Source organism: Planosporangium thailandense (assembly GCF_011947195.1).
Taxonomy (GTDB): Bacteria; Actinomycetota; Actinomycetes; order Mycobacteriales; family Micromonosporaceae; genus Planosporangium; species Planosporangium thailandense.
Window position 1 is genome coordinate 60,941 of record NZ_JAATVY010000021.1, and the last position, 19,345, is coordinate 80,285.

A 19,345-nucleotide genomic window follows, 5' to 3' on the forward strand; every position below is an offset into this window, starting at 1 on the left:
AGGTGACGGCATGAGCACCCCGGTGTGTGTGCTCGTCGGCATGATGGGCGCGGGCAAGACCACGGTCGGCGGGCTGGTTGCCGAGCGGCTGGGCGTGCCGTTCCGCGACGTGGACGCCGACATCGAGGCGGCCGCCGGCAAGCCGATCCCCGACATCTTCATCGACGACGGCGAGGAGCGCTTCCGGGAGCTGGAGCGCGACGCGGTGGCCGCCGCGCTCGACGGGTTCGCGGGCGTGCTGGCCCTCGGCGGAGGGGCGATTCTGGACCCGCAGACCCGCAAGCGGCTCGCCGACCACCGGGTCGTGTACCTGTCGGTCGAGCTACCGGACGCGCTCAAGCGGGTCGGGTTCGGCGCGGGCCGGCCGGTGCTGGCGATGAACCCGCGGGCGACCCTGCGCCACCTGCTGGATCAGCGCCGGCCGCTCTACGAGGAGGTCGCCACGGTCGTGGTGGCCACCGACGGCCGTACGCCAGACGAGGTCGCGGACGAGGTGGCGGCGGCGCTCGGGCTCGGCGGCCGATGAGCGGGCACACCGTCATCGAGGTCGGCGGGGACCAGCCGTACCAGGTGCTGGTCGGGCGTGACCTGCGCGACGGCCTGCCGGCGCTGCTGGGCGGCGCCGCCCAGGTCGCGGTGGTCCACGCCGCGCCGCTCCGGGCGTACGCCGAGCGCATCGCGGTCACGTTGCGTGACGCGGGTATCGCGCCGTTACCGATCGAGGTGCCGGACGCGGAAGCGGGCAAGTCGATCGAGGTCGCGGCCAGGTGCTGGGACGCGCTGGGCGGCGCGGGCTTCACGCGTACCGATGCGGTGGTCGGCGTCGGCGGGGGAGCGGTCACCGACCTGGCCGGCTTCGTCGCCGCCTGCTGGCTGCGCGGGGTACGCGTGGTGCAGGTGCCGACCAGCCTGCTCGGCATGGTCGACGCGGCCGTCGGCGGGAAGACCGGGGTCAACACCGCCGCCGGCAAGAACCTGGTCGGGGCGTTCCACCCGCCCGCCGGCGTGCTCTGCGACCTGGCGACGCTGGATACCCTGCCCGCTGATGACCTGCGCGCCGGGCTGGCCGAGGTGGTCAAGTGCGGGTTCATCGCCGACCCGCGGATCCTCGACGTCGTGGAGGCCGACCCGGTCGCCGCCACCGATCCGGGCAGCGCGGCGCTGCGCGACCTGGTCGAGCGGGCGGTGCGGGTGAAGGCCAGAGTCGTCAGCGAGGATCTGCGTGAGTCCGGCCTGCGCGAGATCCTCAACTACGGTCACACCCTGGGCCACGCGATCGAGAAGCGCGAAGGGTACCGCTGGAAGCACGGCCACGCCGTGTCGGTGGGCCTGGTGTACGCCGCGTCCCTGGCGCGCCATGCGGGCCGGCTCGACGAGGAGACCGCCGCCCGGCACCGGTCGGTGCTGACCCGGCTCGGCCTGCCGGTGTCCTACGGCGCCGAGGCGTGGCCGGACCTGCACGCGGCCATGCGCGTGGACAAGAAGGCGCGCGGGTCGCGACTGCGTTTCGTCGTGCTCGACGGGCTCGCGGAGCCGTCGATCCTGGACAATCCGTCCGACGACCTGCTCCGCACGGCCTACCAGGAGGTGGCGGCATGAAGGTTTACGTGCTGAACGGGCCCAACCTGGGTCGGCTGGGCAACCGCCAGCCCGTGATCTACGGCTCGACCACGTACGCGGAGCTCGCCGGGATGTGCGTCGAGGTCGGCAAGGAGCTGGGCCTCGACGTCGAGGTCCGCCAGACCGACGCCGAGCACGAGATGCTGGCCTGGCTGCATGAGGCCGCCGACACCGAGGCCGCGGTGGTGCTCAACCCCGGCGCCTGGTCGCACTACTCGTACGCGCTGCGGGACGCCTGCGCCATGCTGACCGGCCCGCTGGTGGAGGTGCACATCTCCAACATCCACGCGCGGGAGGAGTTCCGGCACCACTCGGTGGTGTCCGCCGTCGCGACGGGGGTCATCTGCGGGCTCGGCGTCGACGGGTACCGGCTCGCGCTGCACCACCTCGCCCGTTCCTGACAGCGATCTTGGACACCTGGCGGGCCCGTGGCACCGCTGAGTGTCCAAGATCCCGGAAGAAGGGGTGGGGGCATGGCCTGGCGGCCGCGTCGCGATGGGTACACTTCTTCGGTTCAGTAGGCAGCCGAAGACGGAGACGCGCGTACGTATGGCCACCACCAATGACCTCAAGAACGGCCTGGTCCTCAACCTTGACGGCGAGCTGTGGACCGTCGTGGAGTTCCAGCACGTCAAGCCGGGTAAGGGCGGCGCGTTCGTGCGCACCACGCTGAAGAACGTGCTCTCCGGCAAGGTTGTCGACCGCACGTTCAACGCCGGCACCAAGGTCGACACGGCGACGGTCGACAAGCGGACCATGCAGTACCTGTATGCCGACGGTGACGACTTCATCTTCATGGACCTCGACACCTACGACCAGATCCCGGTGCCGGGCGCGACCGTCGGCGACGCCGCGAAGTACCTGCTGCCCGAGGCCGAGGCGACCGTCGCCACCCACGAGGGCGTACCGCTCTACGTCGAGCTGCCCACGAGCGTGATCCTGGAAATCACCTACACCGAGCCCGGCCTGCAGGGCGACCGCTCGACCGGCGGCAACAAGCCGGCGACCGTGGAGACCGGCGCGACCGTGGCGGTTCCGCTGTTCATCTCCACCGGCGAGAAGATCAAGGTCGACACCCGCGACGGCCGCTATCTCGGGCGGGCGTGAGCCGGTCGTGAGCAAACCCCGCGGCAGTAGCTTCACCGGCGACGTCACCTCGACGATGTCGGCGCGCCGCAAGGCCCGTAAGCGGGCGCTGGACGTGCTCTACGAGGCGGATCTCCGGGAGTCGCCGATCACTGACGTGCTGGCCGCCTACCTGGAGCGGCTGCCCGAGCCGCGGCCCGAGCAGCTCGACTACACCGTGGCGCTGGCCGAGGGGGTGGCGAGCCGCCACGACCGCATCGACGAGCTGATCGCGAGCTATGCGGAGGGGTGGACGCTCGACCGCATGCCGGTCATCGACCGCAACCTCGCCCGGATCGCCGTCTACGAGCTGTTGTACCGCGAAGAGATCGACGACGCGGTCGCGATCACCGAGGCGGTGGAGCTGGCCCGAGCGCTGTCCACCGACGATTCGCCGCGCTTCCTCAACGGCGTGCTCGGGCGGATCGCCGAGTACGCGACCCGCTGAAACCGAGCTGAAACCGAAACGATCGAGGAGAAGTGACCCCCCGCCGGTCACTTCTCCTCGATCGGTTCAGGAGTTGAACAGGCTGCGCGGGTCGGAAACGGTGACGCCGGCCTCGGTGAGCCGCTCGACCAGGCCCGAGGGCGAGCTGTCGTAGACGATGGCGAGCGCGCGCAGGTCGTCGGCCCGGATCGAGAGCACCCGGCCGTTGTAGTCGCCACGCTGCTGCTGGATGGCCCGGGCGTACCGGGCGACGTACGCGAGATCGTCGGCCGCCTGGTCGTACAGCTTCTCCAGGTCGAGGACGATCTTGTTGGTGGGCTCGTGGCGGACGCCGCTGCCCTCGGGGAGCAGTTCGGCGACCGGCACCCGGTAGAACTCGGCGAGCTCGGCCAGGCGCGAGACGGTCACGGCGCGGTCGCCGCGCTCGTACGAGCCGACGACGACGGCCTTCCAGCGCCCGGCCGACTTCTCCTCCACCCCCTGCAGGGAAAGCCCCTGCTGCTGGCGGATGGAGCGCAGGCGGGCGCCAAGGGACTTGGCGTACTCAGACGGCATACGGATACTCCCAGTCACTGGCCCGAGGGGTCTCCCGAGCGATCGCTACGGAGCGTGATGGTAACCGGGATGTGAGATGTGGTCAAGTACTCACGACCCTTCCGGTTCCCTGCTCAGATGGGTTGCTAGGCTGGTCGACGGCCTTGACGTCCTTTAACGACCCGTCCAGCGAGGCGGGGAAGGAGGTCCATTTTGTCGTATCCATCATCTGGCCGGCAGTCCGGCTCCGACGCCTCCCAGCGCACTGGATCCCCTGGTACACCCGCTTTCCGGGCCCCCGGTGAGCCGGCCACGCGCCCCGACGGCACCGTGCCGGCCCCCGTCTCCTCCGCCCCGGTCGCTGTCTCCGCTCCGTCACCCTCAGAAACTGACGTATCCCCCGAGGGGCCAGCGAAGACGATCCTCTCGGCGGCCGACATCGCCCGAGTGGTGGACCGGATCGCACACCAGATTCTGGAGAAGACGTCCGGCGCGGCCGACACGATCCTGCTCGGCGTGCCGACCCGGGGCGTGCCCCTGGCCCACCGGCTCGCCGAGCGCATCCACACCTTCGAAGGGGTGACCGTGCCGGTCGGCGCGCTCGACGTCACCCTCTACCGCGACGACCTGCGGCTGCGCGGCGCGCGGGCGCTCGGCCGGACCGAGCTGCCGCCCGGCGGCATCGACGGCCGGCGGGTGATCCTCATCGACGACGTGCTGTTCTCCGGCCGTACCGTCCGCGCCGCCCTCGACGCGCTCGGTGACCTCGGCCGGCCGAGCGTGGTGCAGCTGGCCGTCCTGGTCGACCGCGGCCACCGGGAGCTGCCGATCCGCGCCGACTACGTGGGCAAGAACATCCCGACGGCCCTCGCCGAGAACGTACGGGTCGCGCTGACCGAGACCGACGGCGTGGACGAGGTGCGGCTGCTGGGGGGTGTCCGATGATCCGACATCTGCTGTCGGCCGCGGACCTGGACGCCGGGACTGCCACGATGGTGCTCGACACCGCCGCCGAGATGGCCGCGCTCGCTGACCGCGAGGTGAAGAAGCTGCCGACGCTGCGCGGGCGCACCGTGGTCAACCTCTTCTACGAGGACTCCACCCGCACCCGCATCTCGTTCGAGGCCGCGGCGAAGCGATTGAGCGCCGACGTCATCAACTTCTCGGCCAAGGGGTCGAGCGTGTCCAAGGGGGAGAGCCTCAAGGACACCGCGCTGACGCTGCAGGCGATGGGCGCCGACGCGGTCGTCATCCGCCACTCCGCCTCCGGCGCGCCGCACCGGCTGGCCAACTGGATCGACGGCACCGTGGTCAACGCCGGCGACGGCACCCACGAGCACCCGACCCAGGCGCTGCTCGACGCATACACGATGCGGTCCCGGCTGGGCCGCCTGGCCGGCCTGAACGTCGCGATCGTCGGCGACGTCCTGCACAGCCGGGTGGCCCGTTCCAACGTGCTGCTGCTGCACACCCTGGGCGCGAAGGTCACGCTGATCGCGCCGCCGACGCTGCTGCCGGTCGGGGTGGACGCCTGGCCGGCCGAGACCAGCTACCACCTCGACTCGGTACTGCCCGACGCCGACGTGGTGATGATGCTGCGGGTGCAGCGCGAGCGGATGGACCAGGCGTACTTCCCGTCCGCGCGGGAGTACTCCCGCCGTTACGGCCTGGATGTCGCGCGGATGCGCCGGCTGCCGGAGCACGCCATCGTCATGCACCCCGGCCCGATGAACCGCGGTATGGAGATCACCCCGGAGGTCGCGGACTCCCCGCGCTCCACCATCGTCGAGCAGGTCGCCAACGGCGTGAGCGTCCGGATGGCCGTGCTCTACCTACTGCTGGGGGGCAAGGCATGACCACGTACGTCATCAAGGGCGCCCGGATCCTCGGGGGCCAGAAAAAGGACCTGCTGATCCGCGACGGCGTCGTCGCCGAGATCGGTACCGGCCTGTCCGCTGCCGGCGCGCAGGTCGTCGACGCCGACGGTCTCGTCGCGCTGCCCGGCCTGGTGGACCTGCACACCCACCTGCGCGAGCCCGGCCGTGAGGACGCCGAGACGGTCGAGACCGGCTCGCGCTCGGCGGCGCTCGGCGGGTACACCGCCGTCTGCGCGATGGCCAACACCTCGCCGGTCGCCGACACGGCGGGCGTGGTCGAGCAGGTGTGGCGGCTGGGTCGGGAGGCCGGGCTGGTCGACGTGCAGCCGATCGGCGCGGTCACCGTCGGCCTAGCCGGCGAGCAGCTCGCCGAGCTGGGCGCGATGGCCGACTCCGCCGCCCGGGTGCGGATCTTCTCCGACGACGGCAACTGCGTCGCCGACCCCCGGCTGATGCGCCGGGCCCTCGAGTACGTCAAGGCGTTCGACGGCGTGGTCGCCCAGCACGCCGAGGAGCCGCGCCTGACCTCCGGCGCGCAGATGCACGAGGGTGAGGTCGCCGCCCGCCTGGGCATGACCGGCTGGCCCGCGGTGGCCGAGGAGTCGATCATCGCCCGGGACGTGCTGCTGGCCGAGCACGTCGGCGCGCGGCTGCACGTGTGCCACGTGTCGACCGCCGGCAGTGTCGAGATCCTGCGCTGGGCCAAGGGCCGCGGCATCCGGGTGACCGCCGAGGTCACGCCGCACCACCTGCTGCTCACCGACGAGCGGGCCACCTCGTACGACCCCGTGTTCAAGGTCAACCCGCCGCTGCGTACGGCCACCGACGTGGCGGCGCTCCGGGCGGCCCTGGTCGAGGGGGTCATCGACATCGTGGCGACCGACCACGCGCCGCACGCGGTGGAGGACAAGGAGTGCGAGTGGGCGTACGCCCGGCCGGGCATGCTCGGGCTGGAGACGGCGCTGTCGATCGTGCTCGACGTGGTCGGTGACGAGCTGGGCTGGGATGGGATCGCGGAACGGATGTCGCGCACCCCGGCCCGCATCGCCGGCCTGACCGGGCACGGCCTCGAGCCGGCCGCGGGCGCGCCGGCCAACCTGACCCTGGTCGACCCGGCCGCCCGCTGGACGGTCGACCCGGCCGGGCTGGCCAGCCGCAGCCGGAACACCCCTTACGCGGCGATGACGCTGCCGGGCCGGGTGGTCGCCACGTTCCTGCACGGCGAACCGACGGTCCTCGACGGAAAGGCTGTTAAATGACGAGGCGGCGAAGCGCGGTACTCGTGCTCGAAGACGGCACGACGTTCCACGGCGAGGCGTACGGCGCCGTCGGGGAGACCTTCGGTGAGGCGGTCTTCTCCACGGGAATGACCGGGTACCAGGAGACCCTGACCGACCCGTCCTACCACCGGCAGGTCGTCATCATGACGGCCCCGCACATCGGCAACACGGGGGTCAACGGCGAGGACGACGAGTCCGATCGGATCTGGGTCGCCGGATACGTCGTACGCGATCCCTCGCGCAGCTACTCCAACTGGCGCGCCGGCGGCGGCCTGGAGGAGCGGCTGGCCGCCGAGGGCGTCGTGGGCATCTGCGAGATCGACACCCGGGCGCTGACCCGGCACCTGCGCGAGCGCGGCGCGATGCGGGTGGGGATCTCCAGTGTGGACGGCGCTGATTCGCTGTTGGAGCGGGTACGTCAGCAGCCGGAGATGGCCGGCGCCGACCTGGTCGCCGACGTGACCACGGCGCAGCCGTACGTGGTCTCCGCCGACGGCGAGCACCGGCTCACGGTGGCCGCGATCGACCTGGGCATCAAGCGCAACACTCCGCGCCGGATGGCCGCCCGCGGCATCACCACGCACGTCCTGCCGGCGACCGCGACCGTCGACGAGGTCCTCGCGACCGGCGCCGACGCGGTGTTCCTGTCCAACGGGCCGGGCGACCCGGCCACGGCGGACCCCCAGGTCGCGCTGACCCGGTCGCTGCTGGCACGCAAGGTGCCGCTGTTCGGCATCTGCTTCGGCAACCAGATCCTCGGCCGGGCGCTGGGGCTGGGTACCTACAAGCTCAAGTACGGCCACCGCGGCATCAACCAGCCGGTGCTCGACCGGACCACCGGCAAGGTCGAGGTGACCGCACACAACCACGGCTTCGCCGTCGCAGCGCCGATCGGCGACACCGTGGACACCGACTTCGGCCGGGCCGAAGTGAGCCACGTCTGCCTCAACGACAACGTGGTCGAGGGGCTGCGCCTGCTGGACGCGCCGGCGTTCTCCGTGCAGTACCACCCGGAGGCCGCGGCGGGCCCGCACGACGCCGACTACCTTTTCGATCGCCTGCTGGAGCTGGTGCAGCGTGCCTAAACGGACCGATATCAACCACGTACTCGTCATCGGGTCCGGCCCGATCGTCATCGGACAGGCCTGCGAGTTCGACTACTCCGGTACCCAGGCCTGCCGGGTGCTGCGTGCCGAGGGGCTGCGGGTCACGCTCGTCAACTCCAACCCGGCAACGATCATGACCGACCCGGAGTTCGCGGACGCCACGTACGTCGAGCCCATCACGCCCGATTTCGTCGAGAAGGTGATCGCCAAGGAGCGCCCGGACGCGCTGCTGGCGACGCTGGGCGGCCAGACCGCGCTGAACACCGCCGTCGCGCTGCACGAGGCCGGCGTGCTGGAGAAGTACGGCGTGGAGCTGATCGGCGCCGACATCGACGCGATCCGCCGCGGCGAGGACCGGCAGCTGTTCAAGGAGATCGTGGCCCGAGCGGGTGGGGAGACGCCGCGCAGCCGGGTCTGCCACTCCATGGACGAGGTCCGGGAGACGGTCGCCGAGCTCGGCCTGCCGGTGGTGATCCGGCCGTCGTTCACCATGGGCGGCCTCGGCTCCGGCATGGCGCACACGGACGAGGATCTGGAGCGCATCGCCGGCACCGGCCTGGCCGCCTCTCCGGTCCACGAGGTCCTCATCGAGGAGAGCGTGCTCGGCTGGAAGGAGTACGAGCTGGAGCTGATGCGCGACCGCAACGACAACGTGGTCGTCGTCTGCTCCATCGAGAACGTCGACGCGATGGGTGTCCACACCGGTGACTCGGTCACCGTGGCGCCGGCCATGACGCTCACCGACCGCGAGTACCAGCGGCTGCGTGACCTCGGCATCGCGGTGCTGCGCGAGGTCGGCGTCGACACCGGCGGCTGCAACATCCAGTTCGCGGTGAACCCGGACAACGGGCGCCTGGTCGTCATCGAGATGAACCCCCGGGTGTCGCGCTCGTCGGCGCTCGCGTCGAAGGCGACCGGCTTCCCGATCGCGAAGATCGCCGCGAAGCTGGCCATCGGGTACACCCTCGACGAGATCCCCAACGACATCACCCGGGAGACCCCGGCGGCGTTCGAGCCGACGCTCGACTACGTCGTGGTGAAGATTCCCCGCTTCGCCTTCGAGAAGTTCCCGGGCGCCGACCCCGAGCTGACCACGACCATGAAGTCGGTCGGTGAGGCGATGGCGCTGGGCCGCAACTTCACCGAGGCCCTCAACAAGGCGATGCGCTCGGTCGAGACGAAGGCCGCCGGGTTCTGGACGGTGCCCGACCCGGTGCTGGTCGCGCCGCCGGACGCGAGCGCCGAGGCGGTCGACGACCCGGCCGCGGCGGCCCGCGCCGAGGTGCTGCGACGGCTGCGCACCCCGCACGACGGCCGGCTGTACACGGTGGAGTGGGCCCTGCGGCTCGGCGCGTCGGTCGACGAGGTGGCCGAGGCGTCCGGCTTGGACCCCTGGTTCGTCGACCAGATCGCGTCGCTCGTGGACCTGCGCGCCGAGATCGTGGCCGCGGCCGTCCTGGACGAGGCGCTGCTGCGCCGGGCCAAGCGCGCCGGGCTGTCGGACAAGCAGATCGCGGCGCTGCGCCCGGAGCTGGCCGGTGAGGACGGCGTGCGGACCCTGCGCCACCGCCTCGGCCTGCGCCCGGTGTACAAGACGGTCGACACCTGCGCGGCCGAGTTCGCCGCGAAGACGCCGTACCACTACTCGTCGTACGACTTCGAGACCGAGGTCGGCCCGTCCGACCGGCCGAAGGTGATGATCCTGGGCTCCGGCCCCAACCGGATCGGCCAGGGCATCGAGTTCGACTACTCCTGCGTGCACGCGGTCATGGCGCTGCGGGCGGCCGGCTACGAGACTGTCATGGTCAACTGCAACCCGGAGACGGTGTCGACCGACTACGACACCGCCGACCGGCTGTACTTCGAGCCGCTGACCTTCGAGGACGTTCTCGAGGTGTTCCACGCCGAGGACGAAAGCGGCAGGGCCGCGGGCGGGCCGGGCGTCGTCGGCGTGATCGTCCAGCTCGGCGGTCAGACCCCGCTCGGCCTGGCCCGGCGGATGGCCGCGGCCGGGCTGCCGATCGTCGGCACGTCGCCGGCGTCGATCCACCTGGCCGAGGAGCGCGGCGCGTTCGGCAAGCTGCTCGACGAGGCCGGGCTGCGGGCGCCGGCCCACGGCACCGCGACCAGCTTCCCGGAGGCCAAGCGCATCGCCGACGAGATCGGGTACCCGGTGCTGGTCCGGCCGAGCTACGTCCTCGGCGGCCGGGGCATGGAGATCGTCTACGACGAGGCGACGCTGCGCGACTACATCGCGCGGGCCACGGCGATCTCGCCGGAGCACCCGGTGCTGGTCGACCGGTTCCTCGACGACGCCATCGAGATCGACGTGGACGCGCTGTGCGACGCGACCGGCGAGGTGTACATCGGCGGCATCATGGAGCACATCGAGGAGGCCGGCATCCACTCCGGCGACTCCTCCTGCGCGCTGCCGCCGATCACGCTCGGTGCGGCCCACATCGAGGAGGTACGCCGCTACACCGCCGCGATCGCGCGCGGCATCGGGGTGCGCGGCCTGCTCAACGTCCAGTACGCGCTCAAGGACGACGCGCTGTACGTGCTGGAGGCCAATCCGCGCGCCTCGCGTACGGTGCCGTTCGTGTCGAAGGCGACCGCCGTGCAGCTGGCGAAGGCCGCGGCCCGGATCATGCTCGGCGCCTCGATCGAGGAGCTGCGGGCCGAAGGGATCCTGCCGCCCGTGGGTGACGGCAGTGTCGCGTCGCCGCGCGCCCCGATCGCGGTCAAGGAGGCGGTGCTGCCGTTCAAGCGGTTCCGTACCCGCGCGGGCAAGGGCGTCGACAGCCTGCTCGGCCCGGAGATGAAGTCGACCGGCGAGGTCATGGGCATCGACCGGGCGTTCGGGCACGCCTTCGCGAAGTCGCAGTCGGCGGCGTACGGCTCGCTGCCCACGTCGGGCAAGATCTTCGTGACCGTGGCCAACCGGGACAAGCGGGGGATCGTCTTCCCCGCCAAGCGCCTGGCCGACCTGGGCTTCTCGATCCTCGCCACCGACGGCACCGCGTCGGTGCTGCGCCGCTACGGCGTCGAGTGCGAGGTGCTGCGCAAGCACTTCGAGGGCGACGACGGCACCCGCGACGCGGTGGAGCTGATCGGGTCGGGCGAGGTGAGCCTGGTCATCAACACGCCGCAGGGCTCGGGGGCGCGGATGGACGGGTACGAGATCCGCAGCGCGGCCGTGGCCGCCGACATCCCGTGCATCACGACCCTGCCGGGCGCCGCGGCGGCCGTCATGGGCATCGAGGCGCTGCTGCGCGGCGAGATGACCGTACGCCCGCTGCAGGAGCTGCACGCGGCGCTGCGCGGTGACGAGGCGTGACGTGAGGTGACCCTCTACGAGCGGGTGGCCCGGCCGGTGCTGTTCCGCGTCGGGGGCGGTGACGCGGAGGCGGCCCACGAGGCCACGCTGCGGTGGCTGGCCCGCCTGAGCCGGTTCGCGCCGGCTCGGGCGTACTCGCCGCCGGGCGCGGCCACGACCGTCTTCGGGGTGCGCTTCCCCAACCCGGTGGGGCTCGCGGCGGGCATGGACAAGGACGGCCGGGCGCTGCCGGCCTGGCCGGCCCTCGGGTTCGGCTTCGTCGAGGTCGGCACCGTCACGTGGCATGCGCAGCCGGGCAACGACCGCCCCCGGCTGTACCGGCTGCCGACCAGCCGGGCGATCGTCAACCGGATGGGCTTCAACAACGCCGGTGCGCGGGCCCTGGCGGCCCGTCTGGCGGCGTTGGGGCCGCTGCCGGTGCCGTTGGGCATCAGCCTCGGCAAGTCGAAGGTGACGCCGCTGGAGGAGGCGGTGGCCGACTACGTGGCGTCGCTGTCGGCGCTGTACCCGTACGGGGACTACTTCGCCGTCAACGTCTCGTCGCCGAACACGCCGGGCCTGCGTACCCTGCAGGACCGCGCCCACCTCGACGCGCTGCTGCCGGCGCTGCGGGCGGTGGGGCCCAAGCCGCTGCTGGTCAAGGTGGCCCCCGACCTCACCGATGGGGCGCTGGGCGAGGTGCTCGAGGTGTGCGAGGCGCACGGGGTGGCCGGGCTGATCGCCACGAACACCACCCTTTCGCGTGAGGGCGTGGCGCCCGCCGACGCGGCGAGGGCGGTCCAGGCGGGTGGATTGAGCGGGGCCCCGTTGACGCGGCGGGCCCGCGACGTCGTCGCGTTCGTGACCCGTGAGACCGGCGGCCGGCTGCCGGTGATCGGGGTGGGCGGCGTGATGTGCCCGGACGACGCGGTGCGGCTGCGTGACGCGGGCGCGAGCCTGATCCAGGTGTATTCGGGTCTCATCTATGCCGGTCCGGCACTCGTACGCGCCAGCGTGCGGGGTTTGAGTCGAGGAAGGGCGCGCTGATGACGGAAGGCCGGTTCGGTGCGCGGCTGCGCGCCGCGATGGACACGCGAGGGCCGTTGTGTGTGGGCATCGATCCGCACCCGGCGCTGCTGTCGGCGTGGGGGCTACCGGACAACGTGTCCGGCCTCGAACGATTCACCCGAACGGTGGTCGAGGCGGTCGCTGACCGGGTGGCGGTCGTGAAGCCGCAGTCGGCTTTCTTCGAGAGATTTGGGTCACAGGGCGTTGCCGTCCTTGAGTCGGCTTTCCGACAGTTGCGCGAGGCGGGCGCCCTGGTTCTCCTCGACGTCAAACGCGGTGACATCGGTTCGACGGCGGCCGCCTACGCCGACGCGTACCTCGATCCGGCGAGTCCGCTGCGCGCCGACGCGATCACGGCGAGTCCCTATCTGGGGTTCGGATCACTCAGCCCGATGATCGAAAAGGCGGTGGCCACCGGGGGTGGCGTCTTCGTGCTGGCGCTCACCTCCAACCCCGAAGGGCCGATCTTCCAGCACGCCCGTACGGCCGACGGCCGGACCGTCGCGCAGACGGTCATCGACGAGGTTTCGCAGGTCAACGCGGGTGTAAACCCCCTTGGTGATATCGGTGTCGTGGTCGGTGCGACCGTCGGGGACACCGGGCACGACATGAGCGCGCTCGGTGGTCCGGTGCTCGTTCCGGGCCTCGGCGCGCAGGGTGGCCGGCCCGAAGACCTGCGCGCCGTCTTCGGCGATGATCTCGGCGCGGTGCTGCCCTCGTACTCCCGGGAGATACTGTCCCAGGGCCCGTCCGTGACGCGGCTGCGGGATTCGATCGAGCGCCTTTTGGATGTCTGTCGGAGCGTGGTGCAGCCGATCGGATGACGCGGCAAGATGTGATCAAGGTACCCCGGCGTTGCCGAATTCGCGCTGGACCGCTAGTTTTCCCCGCGCTAGCAACAACACAATTCAGCTAGCAACACACAATTCATGGACCACCGTTTCGTCAAGGGACCCGAGGAGACCTGGTGCCGCTCCCGTCATTGAGCCCCGAACAGCGCGCTGCCGCTCTGGAGAAGGCTGCGGAGATCCGCAAAGCCCGTGCTGAGCTCAAAGAGCAGCTCAAGCAAGGCAAGACCACGCTCGCCGAGGTGCTCGAGCAAGCTGAGTCTGACGACATCGTCGGCAAGCTGAAGGTGTCGGCCGTCCTGCAGGCCATGCCCGGTATCGGCAAGATCCGAGCGACTCAGATCATGGAGAAGCTCAAGATTGCCGACAGCCGGCGCCTGCGTGGCCTCGGCGAGCAGCAGCGCAAGGCACTGCTTGGGGAGTTCTCTGCCAACGGCAAGTGACCGTTGTGTAGAAACAAGCAGTGAGCAACAACGACACGCGCCCGGCTTCGGCTCGATTGACGGTCCTCTCCGGCCCCAGCGGGGTCGGCAAGGACAGTGTCATCGAGCTGATCCGGGCGCGTACCCATTGGGTGCACCTGTCGGTCTCGGTCACCACCCGTCGCAAGCGTGACTACGAGATCGACGGCAAGCACTACCACTTCGTCAGCCGTACCGAGTTCGAGCGGCTGGTGGCCGAGGGCGCCCTGCTCGAGTGGGCCGAGTTCGCGGGCAACCTGTACGGCACCCCGCGGATCGAGGTCGAGAAGCACCTCGCCATGGGCACGCCGGTGCTGTTGAAGATCGACATTCAGGGTGCCCGCCAGGTACGCGCGGCCATGCCCGAGGCGCAGCTCGTCTTCCTCGCCCCGCCCAGCGTCGAGGAGCTGGAGCGCCGGCTGACCGGCCGGGGCACCGAGGACCCCGAGATGATCGCGCGCCGGCTGCAGCACGCCCACGAGGAGCTGGAGGCGCAAAAGGAGTTCGACGAGGTCGTCGTCAACGACTCCATCGAACGCGCCGCCGATGAACTGGTAAGCTTGCTCGGTTCTCCCGCGTACCGCTGAGGACTACCATCTAGCCCCGTCTCGAGGATTTGCATCGTGTCCGGAATCGTGGCCAGCCCCGAGGGCATCACCAACCCGCCGATCGACGAGCTGCTGGAGAAGACCACCTCCAAGTACGCCCTCGTGATCTTCGCCGCAAAGCGCGCCCGCCAGATCAACGCGTACTACAGCCAGCTCGGTGAGGGCCTGCTCGAGTACGTCGGTCCGCTGGTGGAGACCACGCCGCAGGAGAAGCCTCTGTCGATCGCGATGCGCGAGATCAACTCGTCGCTGCTGACGGCAGAGCCGATCGAGGGCTGAGCGGCGCACCGGGTGGAGCGGGGGCAGTCAGCTCCGGTCGCCGTCGTCGCGCCGTGCCGCGAGGCGGAGCAGCCGTGACCGAGGTCGTACTGGGCGTTTCCGGTGGGATCGCCGCCTACAAGGCGTGCGAGCTGCTCCGGCTGTTCACCGAGTCCGGCCACCACGTGCGCGTGGTACCCACGGCGTCGGCGCTGCGGTTCGTCGGCGCGCCGACCTGGGCGGCGCTGTCCGGGCAGCCGGTGAGCACCGAGGTCTGGGACGACGTGCACGAGGTGCCGCACGTGCGGCTCGGGCAGCGCGCCGACCTCGTCGTCGTGGCGCCCGCGACCGCCGACGTGCTGGCCAAGGCGGCGACCGGCCAGGCCGACGACCTGCTGACCAACACGCTTCTCACCGCGCGCTGCCCGGTCGTCTACGCGCCGGCGATGCACACGGAGATGTGGGAGCACCCGGCGACCGTCCGGAACGTGGCCACCCTGCGCCGGCGTGGCGCGGTGGTCATCGAGCCCGCCGTCGGCCGGCTCACCGGCGTCGACACCGGAAAGGGCCGGTTGCCCGATCCGGCAGAGATCTTCGCGGTCGCCCGGCGGGTGCTGGCGCGACCCGACCAGGGGCCGGATCTGGCCGGCCGGCACGTGGTCGTCACCGCGGGCGGCACCCGTGAGCCGATCGACCCGGTCCGGTTCATCGGAAACCGGTCGTCCGGCAAGCAGGGGTACGCGTTCGCCCGAGCCGCCGTCGCCCGGGGCGCGCGGGTGACGGTCGTGTCGGCCAACGTCGCGCTGCCCGACCCCGCCGGCGCCGACGTCGTGCGGGTCGGCACCACCGAGGAGCTGCGGCTGGCCACGGTCAAGGCCGCCGAGGAGGCGGACGCCGTGATCATGGCGGCCGCGCCCAGCGATTTCCGTCCGGCGCACTACGCGGCGGAGAAGATCAAGAAGCGGGACGGCGAGGACGCGCCGACCCTCCGTCTGGTCGCCAACCCGGACATCGCCGCGGAGCTGGGTGAGCGCAAGCGGCCCGGCCAGGTGCTCGTCGCCTTCGCGGCGGAGACCGCGGCCGAGCCGGTCGCGCTGGCGAACGCGCAGGAGAAGCTGCGCCGTAAGCGGGCCGATCTCATCGTGGTCAACGAGGTCGGCGCCGACCGTACATTTGGTGCCGATAACAACGCCGCAGTCGTGCTCGGTGCCGGGATTGAACCGGTCCGGATCGGAGACCGTACCAAGGATGAACTGGCCGACGCCGTCCTCGACCTGGTCGTCGGCCGGCTGTCCGACACCCCTCGCACTGGGTAACTGCCCGGACGACAGACGGTACGTGGACCGGACGACAGACGATACGTGAAACGGCAACTCTTAGACTCTGCCGAAACACTCGAGCCGTAAAGGAGCACCGTGGCACGGCGAATGTTCACCTCCGAGTCGGTGACGGAGGGCCACCCGGACAAGATCGCTGACCAGATCAGCGACGGCATCCTCGACGCCCTGATCGGTGCCGATCCGCGTAGCCGCGTCGCGGTGGAGACGATGATCACCACCGGTCAGGTTCACGTGGCCGGCGAGGTCACCACGAACGCGTACGCTGACATCCCGGCGATCGTGCGGGAGACGATCCTCGGGATCGGGTACGACTCGTCGAAGAAGGGCTTCGACGGCGCGTCCTGCGGTGTCAGCGTCTCGATCGGCTCCCAGTCGCCCGACATCGCGCAGGGGGTGGACGCGGCCCTGGAGGCGCGCACCGGCGAGACCGGTGACTCGCTGGACGCTCAGGGCGCCGGCGACCAGGGCATGATGTTCGGCTTCGCGTGCACGGAGACGCCCGAGCTGATGCCGCTGCCGATCGCGCTGGCGCACCGGCTGGCCCGGCGCCTGTCGGCCACCCGCAAGGACGGCACGATCCCGTACCTGCGCCCGGACGGCAAGACCCAGGTGACGGTGGAGTACGAGGGCCTCCGCCCGGTGCGGCTGAACACCGTGGTGGTGTCCTCGCAGCACGCCCCGGACATCTCGCTGGAGTCGCTGCTCACGCCGGACGTGCGCGAGCACGTGCTCGGTCCGGAGCTGGAGAACCTGGGCCTGGACACCGAGGGCTACCGGCTGCTGGTCAACCCGACCGGCCGGTTCGAGATCGGCGGCCCGATGGGTGACGCCGGGCTGACCGGACGCAAGATCATCGTCGACACGTACGGCGGGTACGCCCGGCACGGCGGCGGCGCCTTCTCCGGCAAGGACCCCTCCAAGGTGGACCGCTCGGCGGCGTACGCCATGCGGTGGGTGGCCAAGAACGTGGTGGCGGCCGGGCTGGCCGACCGGTGCGAGGTGCAGGTCGCGTACGCGATCGGCAAGGCGCACCCGGTGAGCCTGTTCGTGGAGACGTTCGGCACCGAGGTCGTGCCGGTCGAGCGGATCGAGAAGGCCATCGGCGAGGTGTTCGACCTGCGCCCGGCCGCGATCATCCGCGACCTCGACCTGCTGCGCCCGATCTACCGGCTGACCTCCACCTACGGTCACTTCGGCCGTGAGCTGCCGGAGCTGACCTGGGAGCGTACCGACCGGGTCGCCGACCTCAAGTCGGCCGCCGGCGCGTAAGTCTCGTCCCGCGATCTTGGACACTTGGCGGGGTCATAGGCCCGTCAAGTGTCCAAGATCGTAGAAAGGCCACCTCGTGAAGGCGCCCGCCCGGCGGGCACCGCGTACCCGCCCCGAGCCCGCGGCCTCGTTGCCGGTCGCCCGGGTCTGCGTCGACGTGCCGCACGCCCACCTCGACCGGCCGTTCGACTACCTCGTACCCGAATCCCTGGACGCCCAGACCGTGCCCGGTACCCGGGTGCGCGTGCGCTTCTCCGGCCAGCTCGTCGACGGGTACGTGCTCGAACGCGTCGACGACTCGGCGCACACCGGCCGGCTGGCCTTCCTGGAGCGCGTCGTCTCGCCCGAGCAGGTCCTGCACCCCGAGATCGCCCGGCTCGCCCGGGCCGTCGCCGACCGGTACGGCGGCACCCTCGCCGACGTGCTGCGCCTGGCGGTCCCGCCGCGACACGCCCGCGCCGAGGGGAAGGCGGAAACAACAGCCGGCATCGCAGCGGCGGCACACCCCACTGACAGCGGCTGGTCGGCGTACCCGGCCGGCGCCGCGTTCCTGCGCGCGGTCGCCGACGGCCGCCCCGCGCGGGCGGTGTGGAGCGCGCTGCCGGGCGAGGACTGGCCGGCGCGGCTGGCCGAGGCCGCCGCGGCGGCGGACGCCGGCGGACGGGGCGCCGTGCTCGTGGTCGCCGACGCCCGTGACCTCGACCGGCTCGACGCCGCGCTCACCCGCGTCCTCGGCGCCGGCCGGCACGTCGCGCTGTCCGCGGCGGTCGGGCCGGAGGAGCGCTACCGGCGGTTCCTCGCGGCCAGCCGCGGGCGGGTCCGCGTCGTCGCCGGTACGCGGGCGGCCGCGTTCGCGCCGGCCGACCCGCTCGGACTGGTCGCCATCTGGGACGACGGTGACGACCTGCACGCCGAGCCGCGCGCACCGTACCCGCACGCCCGTGAGGTGCTGCTCACCCGCGCCCAGCTCGGCAACTGCGCGGCCCTGGTCGGCGGGTACGCCCGCAGCGCCGAGGCGCAACAGCTGCTGGAGACCGGCTGGGCCAAGGAGATCGCGGCGCCCCGCGAGGTGGTCCATCGCGCCGCTCCGCACGTACAGCCGGTCGGCGACGACGTGCAGCTCGACCGGGACCCGGCGGCGGTCACCGCGCGGCTGCCGAGCGTCGCCTGGCGCGCCGCCCGGGACGCGCTGGCGGCCGGCGCCCCGGTACTCGTCCAGGTGCCGCGGCGCGGCTACCTGCCGTCGGTCGCCTGCGCCGACTGCCACACGCCGGCGCGCTGCCCGTCCTGCGCGGGCCCGCTCGCCCTGCGCGAATCCGGCGGCGCCCCGGTCTGCCGCTGGTGTGGCAAGGTCGCCGCGGCGTACGCCTGCCCGCACTGCGGCGGCCGGCGACTGCGCGCGTCGGTGACCGGCGCCCGGCGTACCGCCGAGGAGCTGGGCCGCGCCTTCCCCGGCACGCCCGTGCGCACCAGCGGCCGCGACGGTGTGCTCGACAGCGTGCCGGCCCAGCCGGCGGTGGTGGTCTCCACTCCCGGCGCGGAGCCGGTCGCCGAGGGCGGCTACGGCGCCGTGCTGCTGCTGGACACCTGGGCCCTGCTCACCCGCGCCGACCTGCGGGCCGGCGAGGAGACGCTGCGCCGCTGGTTGGCCGCCGCCGCCCTGGCCCGCCCGGGCAGGCGGGGCGGCCGGGTCGTGGTGACGGCCGACGCCGGCATCCCGACCGTGCAGGCTCTGCTGCGGTGGGATCCGGCCTGGCTGGCCGCCCGCGAGCTATCCGAGCGGCGGGAGCTGCGCTTCCCCCCGGCGGTCCGGTTCGCGTCGCTGACCGGCAGCCCCGACGCCGTGGCCGACCTGCTCGCCACCGCCGAGCTGCCACCGGATGCTGAGCTGCTCGGCCCGGTACCGGCCGACGACGACCAGGAGCGGATGCTCGTACGGGTGCCGCGCTCGGCCGGCCGGCGGCTGGCCGCGTCCCTGCACGCCGCCGCCGGGGTGCGCAGCGCCAAGAAGGCCCGGGACCCGGTCCGCGTCCAGATCGATCCGTTGGAGCTTCTCTGACCGGTACCGATTTCGTGATCGTGAAAGGTTCGTGGGGCCAGGGCCCCACGAAGTCTTCATGATCATGGGAGTAGGGCGTGGAGTGGCCGCCGGGTCGGTACCCGTAAACTCGTCAAAGGTTCTTGGCA

Annotated in this window: 19 protein-coding genes; 18 read left to right on the forward strand and 1 reads right to left on the reverse strand. The window is 71.6% G+C overall.

From position 1 onward, the window contains the following. Positions 1-10: 10 nt before the first annotated feature. The 5 genes from HC031_RS23925 to nusB all read left to right on the forward strand — a co-directional run bounded on the left by HC031_RS23925 (position 11) and on the right by nusB (position 3,193). Positions 11-526, forward strand: coding sequence for a shikimate kinase (locus tag HC031_RS23925; RefSeq protein ID WP_167927651.1), 516 nt, complete (start codon positions 11-13; stop codon positions 524-526). Further along, complete coding sequence (gene aroB, locus HC031_RS23930) at positions 523-1,599, forward strand: 3-dehydroquinate synthase (protein WP_167927652.1); 1,077 nt, start codon at positions 523-525, stop codon at positions 1,597-1,599. Before HC031_RS23925 ends, aroB begins: the two co-directional genes overlap by 4 nt. Then, positions 1,596-2,021, forward strand: coding sequence for a type II 3-dehydroquinate dehydratase (gene aroQ / locus HC031_RS23935; protein WP_167927653.1), 426 nt, complete (start codon positions 1,596-1,598; stop codon positions 2,019-2,021). Before aroB ends, aroQ begins: the two co-directional genes overlap by 4 nt. Before the next feature lie 148 nt (positions 2,022-2,169). Continuing rightward, complete coding sequence (efp, locus tag HC031_RS23940) at positions 2,170-2,727, forward strand: elongation factor P (RefSeq protein WP_167927654.1); 558 nt, start codon at positions 2,170-2,172, stop codon at positions 2,725-2,727. Between the two features lie 55 nt (positions 2,728-2,782). Next, entirely contained in the window at positions 2,783-3,193 is a 411-nt protein-coding gene (nusB, locus tag HC031_RS23945) for a transcription antitermination factor NusB (RefSeq protein ID WP_167927698.1), read from the forward strand. 66 nt (positions 3,194-3,259) lie between these two features. Here the strand turns inward: nusB and bldD are convergent, their stop codons facing one another. Further along, positions 3,260-3,748: a transcriptional regulator BldD gene (bldD, locus tag HC031_RS23950; RefSeq protein ID WP_167927655.1), complete on the reverse strand. Its 489-nt coding sequence runs from the start codon at positions 3,746-3,748 to the stop codon at positions 3,260-3,262. Between the two features lie 399 nt (positions 3,749-4,147). Here bldD and pyrR point away from each other — a divergent pair, with 399 nt between their 5' ends. From pyrR to HC031_RS24015, 13 genes are all read left to right on the forward strand, one after another. Beyond that, positions 4,148-4,672 carry a bifunctional pyr operon transcriptional regulator/uracil phosphoribosyltransferase PyrR gene (gene pyrR, locus HC031_RS23955; RefSeq protein ID WP_420813673.1) on the forward strand — a complete coding sequence of 175 codons (525 nt, stop codon included), beginning with the start codon at positions 4,148-4,150 and terminating at the stop codon, positions 4,670-4,672. Next, a complete protein-coding gene (locus HC031_RS23960; RefSeq protein WP_167927657.1) occupies positions 4,669-5,583 on the forward strand; it encodes an aspartate carbamoyltransferase catalytic subunit in 915 nt (304 codons plus the stop codon). The genes pyrR and HC031_RS23960 overlap by 4 nt, the downstream gene beginning before the upstream one ends. Further along, complete coding sequence (locus HC031_RS23965; RefSeq protein WP_167927658.1) at positions 5,580-6,863, forward strand: dihydroorotase; 1,284 nt, start codon at positions 5,580-5,582, stop codon at positions 6,861-6,863. The genes HC031_RS23960 and HC031_RS23965 overlap by 4 nt, the downstream gene beginning before the upstream one ends. Continuing rightward, a complete protein-coding gene (gene carA, locus HC031_RS23970) occupies positions 6,860-7,969 on the forward strand; it encodes a glutamine-hydrolyzing carbamoyl-phosphate synthase small subunit (protein WP_167927659.1) in 1,110 nt (369 codons plus the stop codon). The genes HC031_RS23965 and carA overlap by 4 nt, the downstream gene beginning before the upstream one ends. Beyond that, positions 7,962-11,327 carry a carbamoyl-phosphate synthase large subunit gene (gene carB, locus HC031_RS23975; protein ID WP_167927660.1) on the forward strand — a complete coding sequence of 1,122 codons (3,366 nt, stop codon included), beginning with the start codon at positions 7,962-7,964 and terminating at the stop codon, positions 11,325-11,327. The genes carA and carB overlap by 8 nt, the downstream gene beginning before the upstream one ends. Positions 11,328-11,333: 6 nt before the next feature. After that, positions 11,334-12,353 carry a quinone-dependent dihydroorotate dehydrogenase gene (locus HC031_RS23980; RefSeq protein WP_167927661.1) on the forward strand — a complete coding sequence of 340 codons (1,020 nt, stop codon included), beginning with the start codon at positions 11,334-11,336 and terminating at the stop codon, positions 12,351-12,353. Next, entirely contained in the window at positions 12,353-13,198 is an 846-nt protein-coding gene (pyrF, locus tag HC031_RS23985; RefSeq protein ID WP_167927662.1) for an orotidine-5'-phosphate decarboxylase, read from the forward strand. The genes HC031_RS23980 and pyrF overlap by 1 nt, the downstream gene beginning before the upstream one ends. 143 nt (positions 13,199-13,341) lie before the next feature. Next, the gene (gene mihF, locus HC031_RS23990; RefSeq protein WP_167927663.1) at positions 13,342-13,665 is read left to right on the forward strand and encodes an integration host factor, actinobacterial type; all 324 of its coding nucleotides are present in this window, start codon (positions 13,342-13,344) and stop codon (positions 13,663-13,665) included. A gap of 20 nt (positions 13,666-13,685) precedes the next feature. Further along, positions 13,686-14,270 carry a guanylate kinase gene (gene gmk, locus HC031_RS23995; RefSeq protein WP_338090806.1) on the forward strand — a complete coding sequence of 195 codons (585 nt, stop codon included), beginning with the start codon at positions 13,686-13,688 and terminating at the stop codon, positions 14,268-14,270. Positions 14,271-14,306: 36 nt separating this feature from the next. Then, positions 14,307-14,570, forward strand: a complete 264-nt coding sequence (gene rpoZ / locus HC031_RS24000; protein WP_167927664.1) for a DNA-directed RNA polymerase subunit omega — start codon at positions 14,307-14,309, stop codon at positions 14,568-14,570. Positions 14,571-14,644: 74 nt separating this feature from the next. Continuing rightward, positions 14,645-15,865, forward strand: coding sequence for a bifunctional phosphopantothenoylcysteine decarboxylase/phosphopantothenate--cysteine ligase CoaBC (gene coaBC, locus HC031_RS24005; protein WP_167927665.1), 1,221 nt, complete (start codon positions 14,645-14,647; stop codon positions 15,863-15,865). Positions 15,866-15,964: 99 nt separating this feature from the next. Continuing rightward, entirely contained in the window at positions 15,965-17,158 is a 1,194-nt protein-coding gene (gene metK, locus HC031_RS24010) for a methionine adenosyltransferase (RefSeq protein ID WP_167927666.1), read from the forward strand. Between the two features lie 130 nt (positions 17,159-17,288). Further along, positions 17,289-19,217 (forward strand): primosomal protein N', encoded by a 1,929-nt coding sequence (locus tag HC031_RS24015; protein ID WP_167927700.1) that lies wholly within the window; start codon positions 17,289-17,291, stop codon positions 19,215-19,217. Positions 19,218-19,345 lie beyond the last annotated feature (128 nt).